Source organism: Kitasatospora purpeofusca, assembly GCF_034043715.1.
Lineage (GTDB): Bacteria > Actinomycetota > Actinomycetes > Streptomycetales > Streptomycetaceae > Kitasatospora > Kitasatospora purpeofusca_A.
Genome location: NZ_JAXCLC010000034.1, coordinates 13536 through 31709 on the forward strand (window position 1 = coordinate 13536; position 18174 = coordinate 31709).

Sequence of the window (18174 nt, forward strand, 5' to 3'; positions counted from 1 at the left end):
TGGTCCTACGACCAGGGCCCGATGTCGTTTCCCCCGGCCGCGGGCTAGCGTGCCTACGTGTACCCGTCCCCGCAGCCCGAAGCTGCCTCCCAAGCGTCCCCCGACGAGTTCCGGGCGGCGCTCTCCCAGCTCGCCTCCGGTGTCAGCCTGGTGACCGTCCACGACCCGGACGACGGCGAGGACGTCGGCATGACCGCGACGTCCTTCCTGTCCGTGTCACTGGAGCCGCCGCTGGTCCTGATCTCCGTCCGTGAGGACTCCCGGATGGACGAGGTGCTCTCCCGGGCCGGGACCTGGGCGGTCTCGCTGCTGTCCGAGGAGCAGAAGGCGCTCGGCTCGCGGTTCGCCATGAAGGGCCGGCTCAGCGACCGGCTGCTGTTCGCCGACGCCCCGCACCACCGCGGCCGGTACAGCGGCGCCCCGCTGATCAGTGGCGCGCTCGCCACCGTGGAGTGCCGCACCGAGCAGCGGATGCCCGCGGGCGACCACACCCTGCTGCTGGGCCGGGTCCTGGAGGCCCGGGTGCCCGACCCCGGCGGCCGCCCGCTGCTGTACTTCCGCGGCGGCTACCGCTCGCTGGGCTGACCCCGGCGCGGCCGGGCACCGCCGGACCCGCCGGACGCCGGACGCGGACCCGCCGGACGCCGCCGCTACTCGCCGCCGCGCGGGGAGCGCCGCCCCTGCTTCAGCTCGGAGCGGTGCCGCTTGCTGGTGAGCCTCCGCTCGACCATGCCGCGGCTGGGCCTGGTCGCCCGGCGCGCCTTCGGCGGCGGGGCGGTCGCCTCGCCGAGCAGCGAGGCCAGCCGGGCCGCGGCGACCTCCCGGTTGCGCCACTGCGAACGGTGCTCGGAGGCCCGGACCACCAGCACCCGGCCGTCCACCAGCCGGCCGGCCAGCCGCTCCAGGGCGCGCTCCTTCCACACCTCGGGCAGCGCCGCGGAGGCGGCCAGGTCGTAGCGGAGCTCGACCTGGGTGTCGGAGGTGTTGACGTGCTGGCCACCGGGGCCGGAGGAACGCGAGAAGCGCCAGACGAGCTCGGCGTCGGGGACGACCACCGACCCCCGTACGCGGATGGGCTCAGGCATGACCCCATCATCGCGCGCCGGACCACGCCGGGTCACCCGGTTATCCGGCCGTCCCGCGCCAACCCCGACAATGTCCCTGTGATCGAGCTCGGCTACTCCCTCTCCAACCGCTTCCCCGACCCCCCGCAGACCGACTACCGGTCGGCGGGCGCGCGCGAGCTGCGGTACGACCTGTTCTGCGGCGACGTCCACGTCGAGGACGAGGAATCGGACCTCTCCACGGCCTGGGGGTGGGTCCCGGTGCTGGACTTCGCCTGGGCCCTGTGCGACATCGTCGAGGAACTCGACCGCGACCCGGACGGCGGCCGCGCCGCCCGGGTGCAGACCGCCGACCTCGACTTCACCCAGAACACCCATCTGCTGCGGTTCGCCCGCCGCTTCAACTGGGTCGAGGTCACCGCCACCTGGCTGCCCGACGAGCCGCCGGTCGTGGTCCGCCACGGCGATCTGCGCCGCGAAGCCAGGGATTTCCTCCAGGACACTCTCGCCGACCTCTTCGACATGCACCCGGATCTCGCAGACAATCCGGTTGTCTGGGAACTCCAGGGCCGGTTCCGGCGCGTCTGACGGGGAATACCCGGCATCGTGCCGGCGGCGGGAAAGAACCGGCCGCGCGGAACCAATCCTCGCGGTTCCCGCGTTATCCCCGGCAACAGCAATCGAAGGGACAGCACACACCATGCCAGTGAGCCTCTCCAAGGGTGGCAACGTCTCGCTGACCAAGGAGGCCCCCGGCCTGACCGCGGTCACCGTCGGCCTCGGCTGGGACGTCCGCACCACGACCGGTGCCGAGTTCGACCTGGACGCCAGTGCCATCGTGCTGAACGCGGACGGAAAGGTGCTGTCCAACAGCCACTTCGTCTTCTTCAACAACACCAGCACCCCGGACAACACCGTCGTCCACACCGGTGACAACCGCACCGGCGAGGGTGCCGGCGACGACGAGGCGATCAACGTCAACCTCGCCACGCTGCCGGCCGAGGCCGCCCGGATCACCTTCCCGGTCTCGATCTACGACGCCGTCGCCCGGTCGCAGAACTTCGGCCAGGTCCGCAACGCCTACATCCGCGTGGTGAACGCGGCCGGCGGCGCCGAGATCGCCCGCTACGACCTCTCCGAGGACGCCGCGACCGAGACCGCCATGATCTTCGGCGAGCTCTACCGCAACGGCGCCGAGTGGAAGTTCCGCGCGGTCGGCCAGGGCTACGCCTCCGGCCTGTCGGGCATCGCCCAGGACTTCGGCGTCCAGCTCTGACGCTCCGCCCCCGCGGTGCCTTCCGGCGCCCGTCCCGCCACCCGGCGGGGCGGGCGCCGCGTCGTTCCCGGCCCGACTCCGCCCACCGGCCGGGCCGGGCCGGCGCACCGGCCGGAACGACGGAGCGGCGCCGGCGGACGGTCCTCCGTCCACCGACGCCGCTCGACGCCGCTCGACGCCTACGCTCGACGCCGCCCGCCCGCGCCGCCTCAGCGGGAGGCGCGCAGCTCCGGCACCTCGATCTGCTCGGTCTCGTCGTGCGGGGTCAGGTCGACCACCTCGGGGGCGGCCGTCCGGCCGACCTGGGGCAGCACCTGGGTCCGCTCCTCGGCGGCCTCCGGGGCCCCGGCCGCCGCCACCGGCTCCTGCGCCGCGTGCTGCGCCTGCGCGTGAGCCTGGGCCTGCGCGTGGGCCTGCGCCTGGGCGGCGACCACCTCGTCCCCCACCACGTCCGCGAGGTCGGCCCGCTCGCCCAGCTCCGCGACACTGCCCACCACCGGCGTCGGCGCGACCGGCCGCACCCCCGCGCCGGTACCCCGGCCGAAGAAGCTGAAACCCTGGGGCCGCGCGGTCGCGGGCACCGCCGGCCGCGGCCGCTGCCGCTCGGCCGGCCGCACCGGCTGCGCGACGGGCGCGGCGGGCGCCCCGCCGAGCTGTCCCACGGTCGCCGTCAGCACCGGCCGTACCGGCGCCGCGGGAACGGGCGTGGCCCCACCGGACGCGGACGGCGCGGCCTGCGCCGTCCCGGGCGCGGGGACCCCGGGAGCGACCGGAGCCGGCACCACCGGCGCCACCCGCTCGGACGCCCGCTCGGGCACCGGCGCGGACGTCGTCGCGGGCGCCGTACGGGCCCGCAGCGCGAGCCCGGCACCCGCCGCGCGCTCCCGCTCGGCGGCACGCTCCGCCTCCCGCCGGGCCTCCCGCTCCCGCTGCGCCTCCTGCTGCGCCGCCCGCCGCTCCAGCTGCCGCAGCACGGACCCGGCACGGACGAAGGCGGCCGGGCTGGCCGGGTACCTGGGTCGGCTCGCGGCGAGCGCCCGCTGGGTCGCCTCGGCCTCCTTGAGCGCCTGCTCGGCGACCATCACGGCCCGCTCCTTGAGCAGCCGGGCGATCTCCGTCTCGGCCTTCGCCAGCCGGGACTTCTCGGCGGTCAGCCGCCGCCCGAACCTGGTCGCCCGCTCCTCGGCCACCTCGGCCGCGTACTCCGCCTCGGCGAGCTGCTCCTCGAACCGCTCCTCGGCCCGCAGCCGCTGCGCCGCCGCGACCTCGGCCGCCGCACGGGCGGCCCGGTCGCGCTGCCGCAGCAGCACGGCGAACCCGAGCGTCGCGAGCACGGCGGCGGCGCCCACCGAGCGCACCAGCACGGTGTCCTGACTGAACAGCAGCGCTCCCAGCGCGGCGACGAGGAGCACGCCGGCGGCGGTGGGGGGGAAGACCCGGCCGAGGACGGAGGAATGACGGTGGCGTCCGCGAGACATGCCAAGAAACTAGCGTGCGAATTGGGGCCGTGTCAGCCCAGGGTCCGCTTCGACCCTTGACACCGCGCCGGACCGACCGGACGCGTCCGGAAAATCACCCGGGACCAGCGGAACGGGGACCGGTCAGCGATGGGTGGCCGCGGGCCCGTGCCCACCCGGCTCGTCGTGGTTCTCCGGCAGCCGGCAGATGTGCTGCAGCCAGAGCGCCGCCGCGATCACGGCCACGCCCGCCAGCACCGCGAGCCCGGCGGTGATCGCCTGGTCCTTGCGGGCCGGCACGTCCAGCTCGCCCAGCAACTGGATCCCGGCGCCCGCGTAGATCCCGGTGACCACCGCCGACACCAGCGCGCTGGCCTGGCCGAGCACCACCGCGCGGGCCGCGCCCAGCGGGTCCACCCGCTTCGCCCCGGGCTGCCGCTCCCGCGCCGCCTTCAGCCGCGAGCGCAGCGAGAGCGCGGTCGCCAGCAGGATCGCCGCCACCGCGGCCAGCACCACCGGTGCCGCGCCGGGCACCGCGGGCAGCGTGTCCAGGGAGGCCCAGAGCTTGGCACCGGCCCAGGACAGCGCCGCCGTGACGACGGTGATGCCGACCAGCAGACGGAGGCGAAGCAGCTTCACTCGGACAGGGTCCTTTCCCGGCTACGGGCTACGGGCTACGGCGACGGGCGACGGGCTACGGCGGAACCGCCCGCCCCGGGGCTCCGGTGCGGCGGCGTCAGGCCACCGTACCGGGCCCGGCCCGGAGGGGTCCCCGGACCGGTGCCGACACCATGGGTACGCCCGACAACCCCGCACGAGTTCCCCGGCCGGCCCGGCCGGGGAACCGCGCCCGCGGCGCGGACCTACTCCGGCAGGGTCAGCCGGATGTCCTCGCGGCGCCGGACACCCTGGGCGTCCGGGCCGCCGAGGGCCGCCAGCAGCGCGCCGACCGGCCCGTGCCCGGGCACCTCGGCCTCCGGCTGGGCGTCCAGCCACGGGGCGAGCACGAAGGCCCGCTCGTGCGAACGCGGATGCGGCAGCAGCAGCTCCGGGTCCTCGCTGACGACGCCCTCGTAGGCCAGGATGTCGACGTCCAGGGTGCGCGGGCCCCAGTGGACGGTGCGGACCCGGCCGAAGGCGTCCTCGATCGCGTTGCCACGCTCCAGCAGGTCGCGGGGCGGCAGCGTGGTGCGGAGCACGACCACCGCGTTGTAGTACGCGGGCTGCTCGGAGGGGCCGCCCACGGCGTCCGTCTCGTACACGGCGGAGACGGCCTTGATCTTCAACCCGGGCGTGTCCGCGAGGGCGTCCACGGCCCCCTGGAGCGTGTCCAGGCGGTTGCCGAGGTTGGAGCCGAGGGCGATCACGGCGCAGCGCTGGCGGTGCAGGGTGGTGTCGGCCGAGTCGACCCGCTGCTCCAGGTCGAAGGTGCTCGGCGCGGCGGTCGGGTCACTGGTGGTCATCGCACTTCCCCTAGGGCTGAGACGGGCCGCGCTGCGGCGGACACCGGACATGCGGTACGGGTCACCCGCGGGCCCGGTGGATGGTCACGGTCACGTCGTCGAACGGCACGGTGATCGGCGCGTCCGGCTTGTGCACGGTCACCTCGACCTCCTGCACCGGCTCGTGCTTCAGGCACTGGTCCGCGATCCGCTGGGCCAGGGTCTCGATCAGCTCGACCGGCTCGCCGGCGATGATCGCGGTGACCTCCTCGGCCACGATGCCGTAGTGCGCCGTGCGGGTCAGGTCGTCGCCGGCGGCGGCGGGACGGGTGTCCAGGAACAGCACCAGGTCGACCACGAAGGTCTGGCCCTCGGCCCGCTCACGCTCGAAAACACCGTGGTGGCCGCGGGCACGCAGGCCCCGCAGAGTGACGCGGTCCAGCAAACGAATCACTGCTCCAAGTCGGACGGGCCCCACCCGGACGAGAACGGCGGGCAGGGCGGAGACGGGCGTCGCGCCCGCCGCTGACCTTTTTGAATCTACCCGCGCGCGCCGACAACACCCGACCGTCCTACCCGGCACGAACCGTCGCCACGCACGCCGCATCGGCGATTGACGTGAACGTTCGGTGACCTGCCGGGAATTCCCCGGCCACCGGCCGGGGCCGTTTTCCCCGGATTTCCGGCCGGATCCCGGAATCAGTCCTCGTCGTCCTCGTCGGCGCTGGTCAGAACGGGTGAACCGTGGTGCGACCACAGTTTCCACCCGGCCGGAGTGCGCCGGAAGAGATTGGTCGACACGACCTTTCCGCCGACCAGCGGACCGAGCTCGCCCTCCTCTTCGGCCTCGCCGCCGGAAAGGATGTTCTCGGTGCACGTGACAAGGGCCACATCGCCGTGCACCTCCGCCTCCTCGTCGGTGAGGATGAACTGGATGTACTCGGTGTTCGCCATGATCAGCATGTAGGAGCGGGTCACCTGGGCGCGCCCCCGCAGCACCGGCCACCCCGGGTGGACGCAGACGACGCCCCCCTTGTCGTCCGCCTCGTCCGCGCCCAGCCAGGCGTCCTCCACCGCCTCCTGGTCGCCGTTCTCCAGCGCCTCGTAGAGCGCGCGGTTGGCCTCCAGGGCCGCCTCGCGGTCCGCCTCGATGGACCGTCGGCCCGCTGTCTCCCCGCTCAACCTGCCGTCACCTGCCATGACCCTCCCGTCTTCGCCAAGCGCTCAGCCCTGCCGGCCCGCGCGTTGCCAGGCCGCGACCACGCGGACGGCATCCGCCGTCCCGGACACGTCGTGCACCCGCACCGCCCAGGCCCCGGCCTGGGCCGACAGCACCGACACCGCGGCGGTGGCGTCGTCGCGCTCCCGGGCCGGGCGCAGTTCCCCGGTTTCCGGGTCGGCCAGCAGCGTACCCAGGAACCGCTTTCGCGATGCGGCGACCAGGACGGGACGGCGGAGCGCGGTGAGGGCGTCGAGCCGGCCGAGCAGCGCCCAGTTGTGCTCGGCGGTCTTCGCGAAGCCGAGCCCCGGATCGAGGATCAGCTGCCGCTCGTCGACCCCGTCGGCGACCAGCGCGTCCACCCGGGCGGTGAGCTCGGCGACCACGTCGGCGACCACGTCGCCGTAGACGGCCAGCCGGTCCATGTCGGCGGACTGCCCGCGCCAGTGCATCACCACGAAGGGCACGCCGGTCGCGGCCACCACCCGGGCCATCGCGGGGTCGGCCAGCCCCCCGGAGACGTCGTTGACGAGCAGCGCGCCGGCCTCCACCGCCCGCTCGGCCACCGAGGCCCGCATGGTGTCGACGGAGACCGCGACCCCGGCGTCGGCCAGTTCCCGCACCACCGGGACGACCCGGCGCAGCTCCTCCTCCTCCGGCACCCGCTGCGATCCCGGCCGGGTGGACTCGCCGCCGACGTCGACCAGGTCGGCGCCCCGGGCACGCAGCGCGAGGCCGTGGGCGATCGCCTTGGCGGGGTCGTGCCACAGGCCGCCGTCCGAGAAGGAGTCGGGGGTCACGTTGACCACGCCCATGACCGCGCAGCGGTCCAGCCGCGGCAGTCCGGAGGGCAGCGAGTAGGGCACCGAATTGCTCATGCCCCCATTATCCGGTGGCCCGGACCGGGGCCACCCGGCGCCCGTCCCGCCCCCGCCCCGGGCCCGTCCCGCCCCCGTCCAGGGCTCGGACCGCCCCCGTCCAGGGCCTGGGCCGCCCCTGTCCCGGACAGCGGGCCGGCCCCCGCCGAGGAGCGTCCTCGACGGGGGCCGGCGGCCGTGCGCCCGGCTCAGGCGGCCTCGGTGACCTCCGGCCTGGCTCCGGCCGGCAGCAGCGTCCGGCGGGGCTTGCGGCCGAAGCGCGGCAGGCCGAGGGTGATGAAGGCTTCCGCCTGCATCGCCGCGAAGCCGATCCTGGGCAGGTCCCTGGTGTTCGGGAAGACCAGGAAGCGCGGCTCCCACTCCGGCTGGAACTTCGCGTTGAACTTGTACAGCGACTCGATCTGGAACCAGCGCGACAGGAAGACCAGCAGTCCGCGCCAGGCACGCAGCACCGGTCCCGCGCCGATCCGCTCGCCACGCGCGAGCGCCGAGCGGAACATCGCGAAGTTGAGCGACACCCGGCGCACCCCCATCGCCGGGACGGCCTGGAGCGCGGCGACGATGAGCAGCTCGTTCAGTCCCGGGTCGGCCGCCCGGTCACGGCGCATCAGCTCCAGCGAGATGCCGTCCTCGCCCCAGGGCACGAAGTGCAGCACCGCCTTGAGGTCGTCGCCGCTCTCGCCCTCCTCCGGCGCCTTGTGGGCGGTGACCACCACGCAGGCGTCGTCGCCCGGCTCGCCGAACCGGCCGAGCGCCATCGAGAAGCCGCGCTCGGTGTCGGTGCCGCGCCAGCGGGCCGCCGCGTCGGCGATCCGCTGCCGCTCCTCCCAGTCGAGCTCGGAGACCCGGCGGACCTGGCAGGAGTAGCCGTTGCGCTCGATCCGCTTCACCATCTGGCGGACGTTGCGCATGGCCCGCCCGGCGAGCGAGAAGGACGCGGTGTCGACGATCGCCTCGTCACCCAGCTCCAGCGCGTCCAGCCCCGCCTCCCGGGTCCAGACCTCGCCGCCGACCTCGCTGCAGCCCATCACGGCCGGCACCCAGGCGTGCTCGCGGGCCTCGGCCATGAACACCTTGATCGCGCCCGGCCAGGCCTCGACGTCGCCGACCGGGTCCCCGGAGGCCAGCATCACGCCGGACACCACCCGGTAGGAGATCGCCGCCTTGCCGGTGGGCGAGAACAGCACGCTCTTGTCCCGGCGCAGCGCGAAGTAGCCGAGCGAGTCCCGGCGGCCGTGCCGCTCCAGCAGGGCCCGGACCTTCACCTCGTCCTCGGCGGTCAGCTCCGGCTTCGGCTTCTCCGGCCGCAGCGCGAGGTAGGTGGTGGTGAGGGCGGTGATCAGGCCCATCGCCCCGAGCAGGTACCCGACCAGGTCCGCCATCCGGTCCGAGTTGTAGTGCACCGGCCCCTCGAAGCCGAACAGCCCGTAGAGGACGTGCTCCAGCCGCTGGTCCAGGCCCGGGTGCCCCAGCTCGTACTTGGTCCGGGTGCTGACGATCAGCAGGCCGATCAGCACGCTGACGGCGCCCATGGCGACCAGGTTGACCACCGCGCGCCAGCGGGTGCGCGGGTCGGCCTTGGCGTAGAACTCGCGCCGGTGGACCAGCATGACCACGAACAGCACCATCGAGACGACCGCCGGGCCGAGCTGGTGCCAGCGCAGCAGGTGCAGCGCCGCACCCACCGGCAGCAGCACGCACACCACCCGCCAGGCGCGCCGCTTGCGCCGGCGCAGCGCGTGCGCGAGCAGCACCAGGAGCAGGCCGATCATCAGGGTGCCGGCCGCGGCCAGCGTCGTGGTGCCGCCCGGCAGCTGACCGGCGAAGGTGTGCACCTTGGTGTGCCGGAGCTTGGGGAACACCGCGCTGGCGATGTCGACCAGTCCGATCAGCAGACAGGCGTAGCCGACCGCACCGGGGAGCCAGGCCCTCGGAACGGCGGCCGCTTGGGTACGAAGCGTCTGCAGGCCGCGACGGCGCTGCGGCTGCTCGGGGCTCGGCTCAACGGACACGGGAACGCTCATGGGGATTCAGCGTAGAGGCTGTCGCGGGGTGTCCGGTCACTCCCGGGCGGGAGCCGTGATGGACCTTCATGCGTTTTCCTTCATCTGGCAAGACGCACACCAAGGAACCGGCAACGAAGGGTAAACCGGCGCCCCGGGGGCGCTGCGCATTGAGCCGAGGGGTGGGTGCCGGGGGCCCGTCGCCGCGTGGCGCGCCGAGCCCCCGCGTACGTGCTACGTACGGTGGACGCCGCATTTTAGGGCGTCGGTTGCGCGCGAGCGCCACCGGGATCCCGGACCCGTCCCGGCGTCCGGACAGCCTAGCCGCGGTGGCCCCGGCTGACGCACCGCCAGACGATGAACCTGCACTGTCAGTGTCCCACCGGAAGGCCGACTGCATGGAACTGACCAGCGACGCGCTGATGAACTCGCTGCTTGCCCTGGGTTCGGCCGCGCTCGTGATCACCCTGTGGCTGTGGCCGCGGCTGGCCAGGCAGCGCCCACTCCCGGTGCTCGGCCGGGTCGGCCTGTTGACGGTGACTCAGGTTGTGCTGGTGTCGGTGCTGGCGCTCAGCGTCAACAACTCTTTCGGGTTCTACACCTCCTGGGACGACCTGCTCGGCTCCGGCGGCACCAAGCTCGCCCTCACCAGCAACGAGAACCACAAGGGCGGCGCGCCGGTCGGCGACGCGCTGGTCCAGCCGACCAACGAGGGCGGCATGGAGACGGTCGGGGACCTGCCCAAGGGGCCGCCCGAGGAGGTCGGCAGGGTCGAGTCGGTCCGGGTCACCGGCAAGGAGACCGGACTGTCCGACCAGATGTTCGTCTACCTGCCGCCGGAGTACTTCGACCCCAAGCTCGCCCTGACCCGGTTCCCGGTGATGCTGGCGATCGCCGGCTACCCGGGCATCACGGTCAACCTGATGAAGGAGCTGCCGGTCGTCCAGCAGGCGGTGGAACTCCAGCGGTCCGGGAAGATGCAGCCGACCGTCGTGGTGCTGTCCCGCCCGACCCTCAACCCGCCGCGGAACACCGAGTGCGTGGACGTAGCCGGCGGGCCCCGCACCGAGACCTGGTTCACCAAGGACGTCCCCGAGGCGCTGCACTCCGCGTACCGGATCGGCCGCTCCCCCGCCGACTGGGCCGTCTTCGGCTACTCGACCGGCGGCAGCTGCGCGCTGCGGCTGGCGATGCGCTTCCCCGACGTGTTCGGCGTCACGGCCGCCCTGCACGGCGACGTGAAGGTCGTCGAGGACCAGTTCACCGGCGGCAGCCTGTTCGGCGGGGACCGGACCCTGGCCGAGCAGAGCGACCTCACCTGGCGGCTGCAGAACCTGCCCGCCCCGCCGCTGTCGATGCTGGTGGTCTCCACCCGCAAGGAGGCCGACTACCCGCAGACGGTCCAGTTCGTCGAGCTGGCCCAGCAGGTGTCCGCGGCCAACCCGCGGTTCCAGGTGGAGTCGATGTACCTGGACGACGGGGGCCACAACTTCGACAGCTGGGTGCGCGAGCTGCCGGCCACGCTGGAGTGGGTGGGCAACCACCTCGGCTAGGGCCCGCCGCCAGGACCTGCCACTAGGACACCTGGGTGATTACCGGCGGGTCGGGCGCAGCCGGGCGCCGCCGCGGGGGACGTATCGCGACCGCCCCGGCCCACCGACGGCCGGTGCGGTCCCGGATCCGGGCAGGAGGCCCCATGCTCAGCACCCGATCGCTCTTCGAGGACATCTACCGGAACGACGAGGCCTACCAGTTGTTCTGCAGCATCGCCGCCGGCGGTGAGGACCAGGGCGGCTGGGAGAACGAGCGGATCACCGAACTCACCCGTGACCCGGTGCTCGCCCCGAAGATCGCCCGGCACGGCGCCGACGAGCGCAAGCACGGGCGGATCTTCACCCAGCTGCTGCACAAGCGCGGGCTGCCCAAGGTCGACGTGCCCGCCGAGGCCGACTACTGCATGCTGCTGGAGCGGCAGGGCGTCGGCCTCGCCCACGAGCGCCTCACCACGGACATCCCGCTGACCGACCGCGAGATCATCACCTATCTGGCGCACAGCCGGGTGACCGAGCAGCGCGCGGCCGAGCAGATGCGCCAGCTGGTCAAGGCGTACGGGGACAACCCCGACCTCGGCCGGGCGATGCGGATGATCTCGGCGGACGAGGACAACCACCTCGCCTACTGCCACGAGGAGCTGCTGCGGCTGTCCGCGGAGGGCCACGGGCCCTACATCCGGCACGTCCTGGAGACCTGTGCCCGGGGCGAGATCCGCACCCACCGGGACGTGGGGCTGGCGGTGACATCGCGGATGGCGCGGATCCTCGCCTGGCCGCGCTGGCAGCTGGCCGTGGTCACGGCCGGCCTGCACGCGCTCTACCTGTACGACCTGCTGTACGGCTGGCGGCGGATGGTGCGGCTGCGGATGCCCGCGCGCCGCGACGCGCTGGGCACCCCGGCCCCGCCGCACACCGGGCCGGAGCCGCTCTGAGCGGCCGCCTCGACCGCCCGGCCGCCCGTGCGGGGCGTTCGCGACCCGGTCAGCGCCCGATGATGAGGCTCATCGCCTCGGCCCGGGAGGCCGGGTCGCGCAGCTGTCCGCGCACGCAGGAGGTGATGGTCTTGGCGCCGGGCTTGCGGATGCCCCGCATCGACATGCACATGTGCTCGCACTCCACGACCACGATCGCGCCGCGCGGCTCCAGGATCCGCATCAGCGCGTCGGCGACCTGGCTGGTGAGCCGCTCCTGCACCTGCGGCCGGCGGGCGTAGACGTCGACCAGCCGGGCCAGCTTGGAGAGGCCGGTGATCTTGCCGCTGGGGGACGGGATGTACCCGACGTGCGCGACGCCCCGGAACGGCACCAGGTGGTGCTCGCAGACGGAGGTCAGCTCGATGTCCTTGACCAGCACCATCTCGTCGTGGCCGAGGTCGAAGGTGGTGGTCAGGACGTCCTCGGGCTCCTGCCAGAGGCCCGCGAATATCTCCTTGTAGGCCCGCGCCACCCGGGCGGGGGTCTCCAGGAGGCCCTCCCGGTCCGGGTCCTCACCGACCGCGAGCAGGAGTTCACGGATCGCGTTCTCGGCCCGCTTCTGGTCGAACGTGCCGACGGCGGGGGGACCGTCGAGCGTCACCGGGTCGATCATGCGGGCCTCGCTAACTCGTTGGCGAACAGGGGTTGAACAGCACGGATGCCGCGCCTCCAGGGTACAAACCCCGGTGACGCGGCATCCATTCCGGCGGGTGCCGGAGCGGTTCGTCAGCCCTCGGCGGGCGGCTCGACCGGCAGCTGCGGGAGCTTGACCACGTCGGCCGGAGCGGCCTCGGTGGCGGTGGCGCCGTTGGTGAGCGCCAGCTCCTTGGGCGACTGGACCGGCGGCCGGGTGGACGGCGTCCGCCGGGCGGAGCCGGTCCAGGCCGGACGGGTCGGTCGCTTGACGATCGGCGCGAAGATCTCGGCGATCTGCTCCTTGTTGAGGGTCTCCTTCTCGAGGAGCTCCAGGACCAGGTTGTCGAGCACGTCGCGGTTCTCGACCAGGATCTCCCAGGCCTCGTTGTGCGCGCTCTCGATGAGCTTCTTGACCTCTTCGTCGACCAGCCCGGCGACCTCTTCCGAGTAGTCGCGCTGGTGGCCCATCTCACGGCCCAGGAACGGCTCCGAGGCGTCGTTGCCGAACTTGATGGCACCGAGGCGCTCGGTCATGCCGTACTGGGTGACCATGGCCCTCGCGGTGGCGGTGGCCTTCTCGATGTCGTTGGAGGCACCGGTGGTCGGGTCGTGGAAGACCAGCTCCTCCGCCGCGCGCCCGCCCAGCATGTAGGCCAGCTGGTCGAGCATCTCGTTGCGGGTGGTGGAGTACTTGTCCTCCTCCGGCAGCACCATGGTGTAGCCGAGGGCCCGGCCGCGGGACAGGATCGTGATCTTGTGCACCGGGTCGCTGTACTGGCAGGCCGCCGCGACGAGGGCGTGACCGCCCTCGTGGTACGCGGTGATCTTCTTCTCCCGGTCGGACATGATCCGCGTGCGCTTCTGCGGACCCGCCACGACGCGGTCGATCGCCTCGTCCAGGAGGTAGTTGTCGATCAGCTTCTTGTCCGAGCGGGCGGTCAGCAGCGCCGCCTCGTTCAGGACGTTCGACAGATCGGCGCCGGTGAAGCCGGGGGTGCGCTTGGCGACGGCCTTGAGGTCGACGTCGGGCGCGATCGGCTTGCCCTTCTGGTGCACCTTGAGGATGTCCAGACGGCCCTGGAGGTCGGGACGCTCGACCGCGATCTGACGGTCGAAGCGGCCCGGACGCAGCAGCGCCGGGTCCAGGATGTCCGGGCGGTTGGTGGCGGCGATCAGGATGACGCCGCCCTTGACGTCGAAGCCGTCCATCTCGACCAGCAGCTGGTTGAGGGTCTGCTCGCGCTCGTCGTGGCCGCCGCCGAGGCCCGCACCGCGGTGCCGGCCGACGGCGTCGATCTCGTCGACGAAGACGATCGCCGGGGCGTTCGCCTTGGCCTGCTCGAAGAGGTCGCGGACACGGCTGGCGCCGACACCGACGAACATCTCGACGAAGTCGGAACCGGAGATCGAGTAGAAGGGCACCCCGGCCTCGCCCGCGACGGCACGCGCCAGCAGGGTCTTGCCGGTACCGGGCGGGCCGTAGAGCAGCACACCCTTGGGGATCTTGGCGCCGACGGCCTGGAACTTGGCCGGCTCCTGGAGGAACTCCTTGATCTCGTGGAGCTCCTCGACCGCCTCGTCCGCGCCCGCGACGTCGGAGAAGGTGGTCTTCGGGGTGTCCTTGGTGAGCAGCTTCGCCTTCGACTTGCCGAACTGCATGACGCGCGAGCCGCCGCCCTGCATCTGGTTCATCAGGAAGAGGAAGACCAGCACGATGATCACGATCGGCAGCATCGACAGCAGGAGGCTGACGAGGGTGCTCTGCTTCTCGGGGCTGACGGTGTAGCCCTCGGCCAGCGTGCTCTGGTCGTTGTCGTTGATCTGGGCCTGCAGCTTGTCGGCGATGCCGACGCCCTGGTCCCCGATGTAGGAGGCCTGGAACTTGCTGCCGGACTGCGGCTTGCCGGTACTCACGGCAGGCAGCTTCGCGCCGTCCTTCAGCTGAATCTTGATCGTGTTCGAGTCACCCGTGGTGATCTGCGCCGACTTGACCTGCTTCGCGTCGATCGCTGCGACGACCTGCCCGGTGTCCACCGTCTTGTAGCCGTTCGAATCCGAAACGACCTGCATCAGCACGATGACGGCGAGGACGGCCAGCACGATCCACATGATCGGCGCACGGAAGTATCGCTTAACGTCCATCCATGCGGGGCGTTGCCGCCCCGTCCCTCCTGCCACTCAACGGCGCCGCGGGGCTGAGTGCCACCGGCGCATTCGGTCAGTCAGTGCTCATGTGAAGAGCGGTTTTATTGGACCGTACCGCAGTACGCCCCCCACGTGGCGGGAGCACGGCGATACGACGTTCATCTATGGTCCCCCGATCCAACGGGCGGGAACGGGTTCCTGTTCCCGCCCGTCGTCCGAACGGGTTCTCAGCCGCCGTAGACGTGCGGGGCGAGGGTGCCGATGAAGGGGAGGTTGCGGAGCTTCTCCGCGTAGTCGAGACCGTAGCCGACCACGAACTCGTTCGGGATGTCGAAGCCGACGTACTTGACGTCGATCTCGACCTTGGCCGCGTCGGGCTTGCGCAGCAGGGTGCAGACCTCGAGCGAGGCCGGGCCGCGCGAGCCCAGGTTGCCGAGCAGCCAGGACAGCGTCAGACCGGAGTCGATGATGTCCTCGACGATCAGCACGTCACGGCCGGCGATGTCGGTGTCCAGGTCCTTGAGGATCCGCACCACACCGGAGGACTTGGTGCCCATCCCGTAGGAGGAGACCGCCATCCAGTCCATGGTCACCTGCGAGTGCAGGGCCCGGGCGAGGTCCGCCATGACCATCACGGCCCCCTTGAGGACGCCGACGATCAGCAGGTCCTTGCCTGCGTAGTCCCGGTCGATGCGCTCGGCCAGCTCCAGGAGCTTCGCGTCGATCTCGTCCTTGCTGATGAGCACCTTCGCGAGGTCAGCGCCCATGTCGTTCTGGTCCACCGGGGATACGTCCTCAAACGTGTCGGGGTCTGGATGGCCGGCGGCCGGCTCCCCCGGGCATGCCCGCCCGTCAGTCGCCCTGTCGCCGAAAGACCAGCGTGCCACACCGGCGGGTGGCTTCGACGCCCCCGGGTAGGTGCAGGGGTCCCTGACCCCGCCATCCGGTGACCAGCAGGTCGATCGTCTCCAGGTGCCGGGCGAAGAGGTCCCCGGCCGGACAGCCCGCCCGCAGCGCGGCCCGGCGCAGCACCCGGCGGCGCACGGCGGGGGGCAGCTCGGACAGCTTCCCGGCGTCCAGGGTGCCTTCGCCCGTCCGGATGTCGCGCTCGGCCAGCGCGGCCCACTGGTCGAGCGCGTCGGCGTCGTCGCGGAACAGCCGGGCGGTGCGGGCGAGGGCCTCGACCACGCCGCCGCCCAGGTGCTTCTCCATCATCGGCAGCACCTCGTGGCGGACCCGGGCGCGGGTGTAGGCCGGGTCGCAGTTGTGCGGGTCGTCCCAGACCTGGATCGCCTGGGCGGAGCAGGCCTGCCGGGTGGCGGTCCGGTCGAGCTCCAGCAGCGGTCGGCGGTAGCGGCCCTTCTGGGCGGGCATGCCGGCCAGCGAGCGGGCGCCGGACCCCCGGGCCAGGCCCAGCAGGACGGTCTCGGCCTGGTCGTCGCGGGTGTGGCCGAGCAGGACGGCGACCGCGCGGTGCCGCTCGGCGGCCGCGTCCAGGGCCGCGTACCGGGCGTCCCTGGCGGCGGCCTCGGGGCCCCCCTCGCGGCCGACCCGGACGGCGATCGTCTCGACCGGGTCGAGGCCGAGCTCGCGCAGCCGGTCGGCGACCTGGTCGGCCCGCTCGGCGGAGCCCGACTGGAGACCGTGGTCGACGGTGACGGCGCCGACCCGCAGACCGATCTTGGGCGCCTCGAAGGCGGTGGCGATGGCGAGCGCCATGGAGTCCGCGCCGCCGCTGACGGCGACCAGGACCAGCGGCGAGCCGGGCGCGGCGGGGGTGCGGGGCAGCCCGGAGGGGTGGCGGTGGGCGTTGCCGATCAGCGTGGTGCCGACGGCGGCCGGCAGGGCGGCGGCGGCCACCGGCACGCCGGGGACGCGCTCGCGCGGCTCGCGGGCGGGCGCGGTGAAGGTGGAGCCGGCCTCGGCTGCGAGGTCGGCGAGGGTGCGGCGTACGGCCAGGCGTATCGCGGCTACAGCGGGGTGTGGGCCCACGGCGGACGACTCCTCGACGGAGGGGGGACAGGACTGCGGTGGGCGCGGCGGGGACCGCGCATCCATGAGCGCCCTGTTACCGGGCGCTCACAGATGGTGGCAGAAAGGAGGCACCCGCTACGCCACCCGCGCCACCGGTACGACCACCGTCCCACGTTCGGGTGAATGAAGAAACGTATCTTCACCCGCCATGTGCACGACTGGACCACTCGTGCGAACGGATCCGACCGTCCCCGGTCCCGCCCGATCCCGCCCGATCCCGTCCTGCCTGACGATCCCGTCCTGACGGTCCCGCCCGGACGGGGCCGTCAGCGGGCCACCCGGGCGACCCAGGCCGCGGGGTCGTGGATCTCGTCCTTGGTCGGCAGGGTGTTCGGCGAGGTCCAGACCCGGTTGAAGCCCTCCATGCCGACCCGCTCGACCACACCCCGGACGAAGACCGCGCCGTCCTGGTACTGGCGGAGCTTGGCGTCCATCCCGAGCAGCCGGCGCAGCACCAGGTCCAGCCGGTTGGCGCCGCGGTCCCGGCGCTGCTGGAACTTCTCCCGGATCTCGGCGACGCTCGGCACCACGGCCGGGCCCACGCCGTCCATCACCACGTCCGCGTGACCCTCCAGCAGGGACATCACGGCGGTCAGCCGGCCGAGGATCTCCCGCTGGGCCGGTGACTGGACGATCTCCAGCAGTCCGGCCGACGGGGAGTCGCCGCCGCGCCCGCCGAGGCCGGGCAGACCGGCGCCGAGCGAGCCGGCCGCGTCCCGCAGCCGCTCCACCAGCGCGCCGGGGTCGACGTCCGTCTCGGCCAGGAAGGACTGCACCTCGGACTGGATGTGGTCGCGCAGCCAGGGCACCGCGGTGAACTGGGTGCGGTGGGTCTCCTCGTGCAGGCAGACCCAGAGCCGGAAGTCGGCCGGGTCGACGTCCAGTTCGCGTTCGACGTGGACGATGTTGGGCGCCACCAGCAGCAGCCGGCCCGGGCCGGGGCCCTCGGGGCCGAGCCGGGGCTTGTCGAACAGCGCGGCCGGGCTGTCCGGCGCCTCCAGCGAGGGCTCGGCCGGGGCGAAGGTCTCGTACTGGCCGAGCACCTTGGTGGAGAGGAAGGCCAGCAGCGCGCCGACCTCGATCCCGGTGGCCTTCTCCCCCACCGCGCCGAGCACGGCGGAGGCCGAACCGCCCGTCCGGCGCGCCTGGAGCTTCTCCACCAGCGGCTGGACGATGGTGCGGAAGCCCGCCACGTTGGCCCGCACCCAGCCGGGGCGGTCCACGATCAGCACCGGGGTCGCGGCGGCCTCGGCCAGACTGCTGGAGCGCATGCCGGTGAACTCCCGGACGTGCTCCTCGGCCGCCAGGGCGTGCCGACGCAGTTCGGCGACCACCGCCGCCGCCTCGGCCCGGCTCACCTCCGGCCCCGGCCGCACCAGCCTGGTCGCGGTCGCGACCGCGAGATTCCAGTCGACCATGTCGGCCCCGCCGCTCGCGCTCGTCATAACCCTCACCGTACGTGCTCCCGCGCGCCTGGGGGAGCCGGAACGGCC

The 18174-nt window shown here is 72.9% G+C and carries 18 protein-coding genes; 5 read left to right on the forward strand and 13 right to left on the reverse strand.

Annotated features, from left to right (window positions below):
* The first annotated feature begins 57 nt into the window (after positions 1–57).
* On the forward strand, positions 58–585 hold the full coding sequence (locus SM793_RS18890; RefSeq protein ID WP_320439382.1) for a flavin reductase family protein: 528 nt from the start codon (positions 58–60) through the stop codon (positions 583–585).
* Positions 586–650: 65 nt separating this feature from the next.
* Here SM793_RS18890 and arfB read toward each other — a convergent pair whose 3' ends face one another.
* On the reverse strand, positions 651–1085 hold the full coding sequence (gene arfB, locus SM793_RS18895) for an alternative ribosome rescue aminoacyl-tRNA hydrolase ArfB (protein ID WP_320439383.1): 435 nt from the start codon (positions 1083–1085) through the stop codon (positions 651–653).
* 78 nt (positions 1086–1163) lie between these two features.
* Between arfB and SM793_RS18900 the strand changes: the two genes are divergently transcribed.
* Together SM793_RS18900 and SM793_RS18905 are read left to right on the forward strand one after the other, a co-directional pair.
* On the forward strand, positions 1164–1652 hold the full coding sequence (locus SM793_RS18900; RefSeq protein WP_320439384.1) for a hypothetical protein: 489 nt from the start codon (positions 1164–1166) through the stop codon (positions 1650–1652).
* Positions 1653–1764: 112 nt separating this feature from the next.
* On the forward strand, positions 1765–2340 hold the full coding sequence (locus SM793_RS18905; protein ID WP_320439385.1) for a TerD family protein: 576 nt from the start codon (positions 1765–1767) through the stop codon (positions 2338–2340).
* Positions 2341–2549: 209 nt separating this feature from the next.
* Here SM793_RS18905 and SM793_RS18910 read toward each other — a convergent pair whose 3' ends face one another.
* The 7 genes from SM793_RS18910 to SM793_RS18940 all read right to left on the reverse strand — a co-directional run bounded on the left by SM793_RS18910 (position 2550) and on the right by SM793_RS18940 (position 9360).
* Complete coding sequence (locus tag SM793_RS18910; protein ID WP_320439386.1) at positions 2550–3818, reverse strand: hypothetical protein; 1269 nt, start codon at positions 3816–3818, stop codon at positions 2550–2552.
* A gap of 123 nt (positions 3819–3941) precedes the next feature.
* Complete coding sequence (locus SM793_RS18915; RefSeq protein WP_320439387.1) at positions 3942–4436, reverse strand: DUF3180 domain-containing protein; 495 nt, start codon at positions 4434–4436, stop codon at positions 3942–3944.
* Between the two features lie 224 nt (positions 4437–4660).
* Positions 4661–5260, reverse strand: a complete 600-nt coding sequence (gene folK, locus SM793_RS18920) for a 2-amino-4-hydroxy-6-hydroxymethyldihydropteridine diphosphokinase (RefSeq protein ID WP_320439388.1) — start codon at positions 5258–5260, stop codon at positions 4661–4663.
* A gap of 61 nt (positions 5261–5321) precedes the next feature.
* Positions 5322–5681: a dihydroneopterin aldolase gene (folB, locus tag SM793_RS18925; RefSeq protein ID WP_045939025.1), complete on the reverse strand. Its 360-nt coding sequence runs from the start codon at positions 5679–5681 to the stop codon at positions 5322–5324.
* Between the two features lie 257 nt (positions 5682–5938).
* On the reverse strand, positions 5939–6421 hold the full coding sequence (locus SM793_RS18930; protein ID WP_320439389.1) for a nuclear transport factor 2 family protein: 483 nt from the start codon (positions 6419–6421) through the stop codon (positions 5939–5941).
* Positions 6422–6463: 42 nt separating this feature from the next.
* Positions 6464–7336, reverse strand: coding sequence for a dihydropteroate synthase (folP, locus tag SM793_RS18935; protein WP_320439390.1), 873 nt, complete (start codon positions 7334–7336; stop codon positions 6464–6466).
* A gap of 188 nt (positions 7337–7524) precedes the next feature.
* On the reverse strand, positions 7525–9360 hold the full coding sequence (locus tag SM793_RS18940; protein WP_320439391.1) for a phosphatidylglycerol lysyltransferase domain-containing protein: 1836 nt from the start codon (positions 9358–9360) through the stop codon (positions 7525–7527).
* A gap of 377 nt (positions 9361–9737) precedes the next feature.
* On the opposite strand from SM793_RS18940, the gene SM793_RS18945 reads away from it, so the two are divergent.
* Positions 9738–10892: an alpha/beta hydrolase gene (locus tag SM793_RS18945; protein ID WP_320439392.1), complete on the forward strand. Its 1155-nt coding sequence runs from the start codon at positions 9738–9740 to the stop codon at positions 10890–10892.
* 143 nt (positions 10893–11035) lie between these two features.
* Entirely contained in the window at positions 11036–11824 is a 789-nt protein-coding gene (locus tag SM793_RS18950; RefSeq protein WP_320439393.1) for a ferritin-like domain-containing protein, read from the forward strand.
* 49 nt (positions 11825–11873) lie between these two features.
* Here SM793_RS18950 and folE read toward each other — a convergent pair whose 3' ends face one another.
* The 5 genes from folE to SM793_RS18975 all read right to left on the reverse strand — a co-directional run bounded on the left by folE (position 11874) and on the right by SM793_RS18975 (position 18126).
* Complete coding sequence (folE, locus tag SM793_RS18955; RefSeq protein ID WP_320439394.1) at positions 11874–12479, reverse strand: GTP cyclohydrolase I FolE; 606 nt, start codon at positions 12477–12479, stop codon at positions 11874–11876.
* Positions 12480–12592: 113 nt separating this feature from the next.
* Positions 12593–14644: an ATP-dependent zinc metalloprotease FtsH gene (ftsH, locus tag SM793_RS18960; RefSeq protein WP_320439395.1), complete on the reverse strand. Its 2052-nt coding sequence runs from the start codon at positions 14642–14644 to the stop codon at positions 12593–12595.
* Positions 14645–14874: 230 nt separating this feature from the next.
* Positions 14875–15429: a hypoxanthine phosphoribosyltransferase gene (gene hpt / locus SM793_RS18965; protein ID WP_030059589.1), complete on the reverse strand. Its 555-nt coding sequence runs from the start codon at positions 15427–15429 to the stop codon at positions 14875–14877.
* A gap of 70 nt (positions 15430–15499) precedes the next feature.
* Positions 15500–16639 carry a tRNA lysidine(34) synthetase TilS gene (tilS, locus tag SM793_RS18970; RefSeq protein WP_320439396.1) on the reverse strand — a complete coding sequence of 380 codons (1140 nt, stop codon included), beginning with the start codon at positions 16637–16639 and terminating at the stop codon, positions 15500–15502.
* Positions 16640–16947: 308 nt separating this feature from the next.
* Positions 16948–18126 (reverse strand): zinc-dependent metalloprotease, encoded by a 1179-nt coding sequence (locus tag SM793_RS18975; RefSeq protein ID WP_320439397.1) that lies wholly within the window; start codon positions 18124–18126, stop codon positions 16948–16950.
* Between the last annotated feature and the right edge of the window lie 48 nt (positions 18127–18174).

Excerpts from the sequence above, each read along its gene's own strand:
- arfB (WP_320439383.1), bottom strand. The coding sequence starts at position 1,085 with ATGCCTGAGCCCATCCGCGTACGGGGGTCGGTGGTCGTCCCCGACGCC.
- SM793_RS18905 (WP_320439385.1), top strand. The coding sequence starts at position 1,765 with ATGCCAGTGAGCCTCTCCAAGGGTGGCAACGTCTCGCTGACCAAGGAG.
- SM793_RS18910 (WP_320439386.1), bottom strand. The coding sequence starts at position 3,818 with ATGTCTCGCGGACGCCACCGTCATTCCTCCGTCCTCGGCCGGGTCTTC.
- folK (WP_320439388.1), bottom strand. The coding sequence starts at position 5,260 with ATGACCACCAGTGACCCGACCGCCGCGCCGAGCACCTTCGACCTGGAG.
- folP (WP_320439390.1), bottom strand. The coding sequence starts at position 7,336 with ATGAGCAATTCGGTGCCCTACTCGCTGCCCTCCGGACTGCCGCGGCTG.
- SM793_RS18940 (WP_320439391.1), bottom strand. The coding sequence starts at position 9,360 with ATGAGCGTTCCCGTGTCCGTTGAGCCGAGCCCCGAGCAGCCGCAGCGC.
- SM793_RS18945 (WP_320439392.1), top strand. The coding sequence starts at position 9,738 with ATGGAACTGACCAGCGACGCGCTGATGAACTCGCTGCTTGCCCTGGGT.
- SM793_RS18950 (WP_320439393.1), top strand. The coding sequence starts at position 11,036 with ATGCTCAGCACCCGATCGCTCTTCGAGGACATCTACCGGAACGACGAG.
- folE (WP_320439394.1), bottom strand. The coding sequence starts at position 12,479 with ATGATCGACCCGGTGACGCTCGACGGTCCCCCCGCCGTCGGCACGTTC.
- ftsH (WP_320439395.1), bottom strand. The coding sequence starts at position 14,644 with ATGGACGTTAAGCGATACTTCCGTGCGCCGATCATGTGGATCGTGCTG.
- SM793_RS18975 (WP_320439397.1), bottom strand. The coding sequence starts at position 18,126 with ATGACGAGCGCGAGCGGCGGGGCCGACATGGTCGACTGGAATCTCGCG.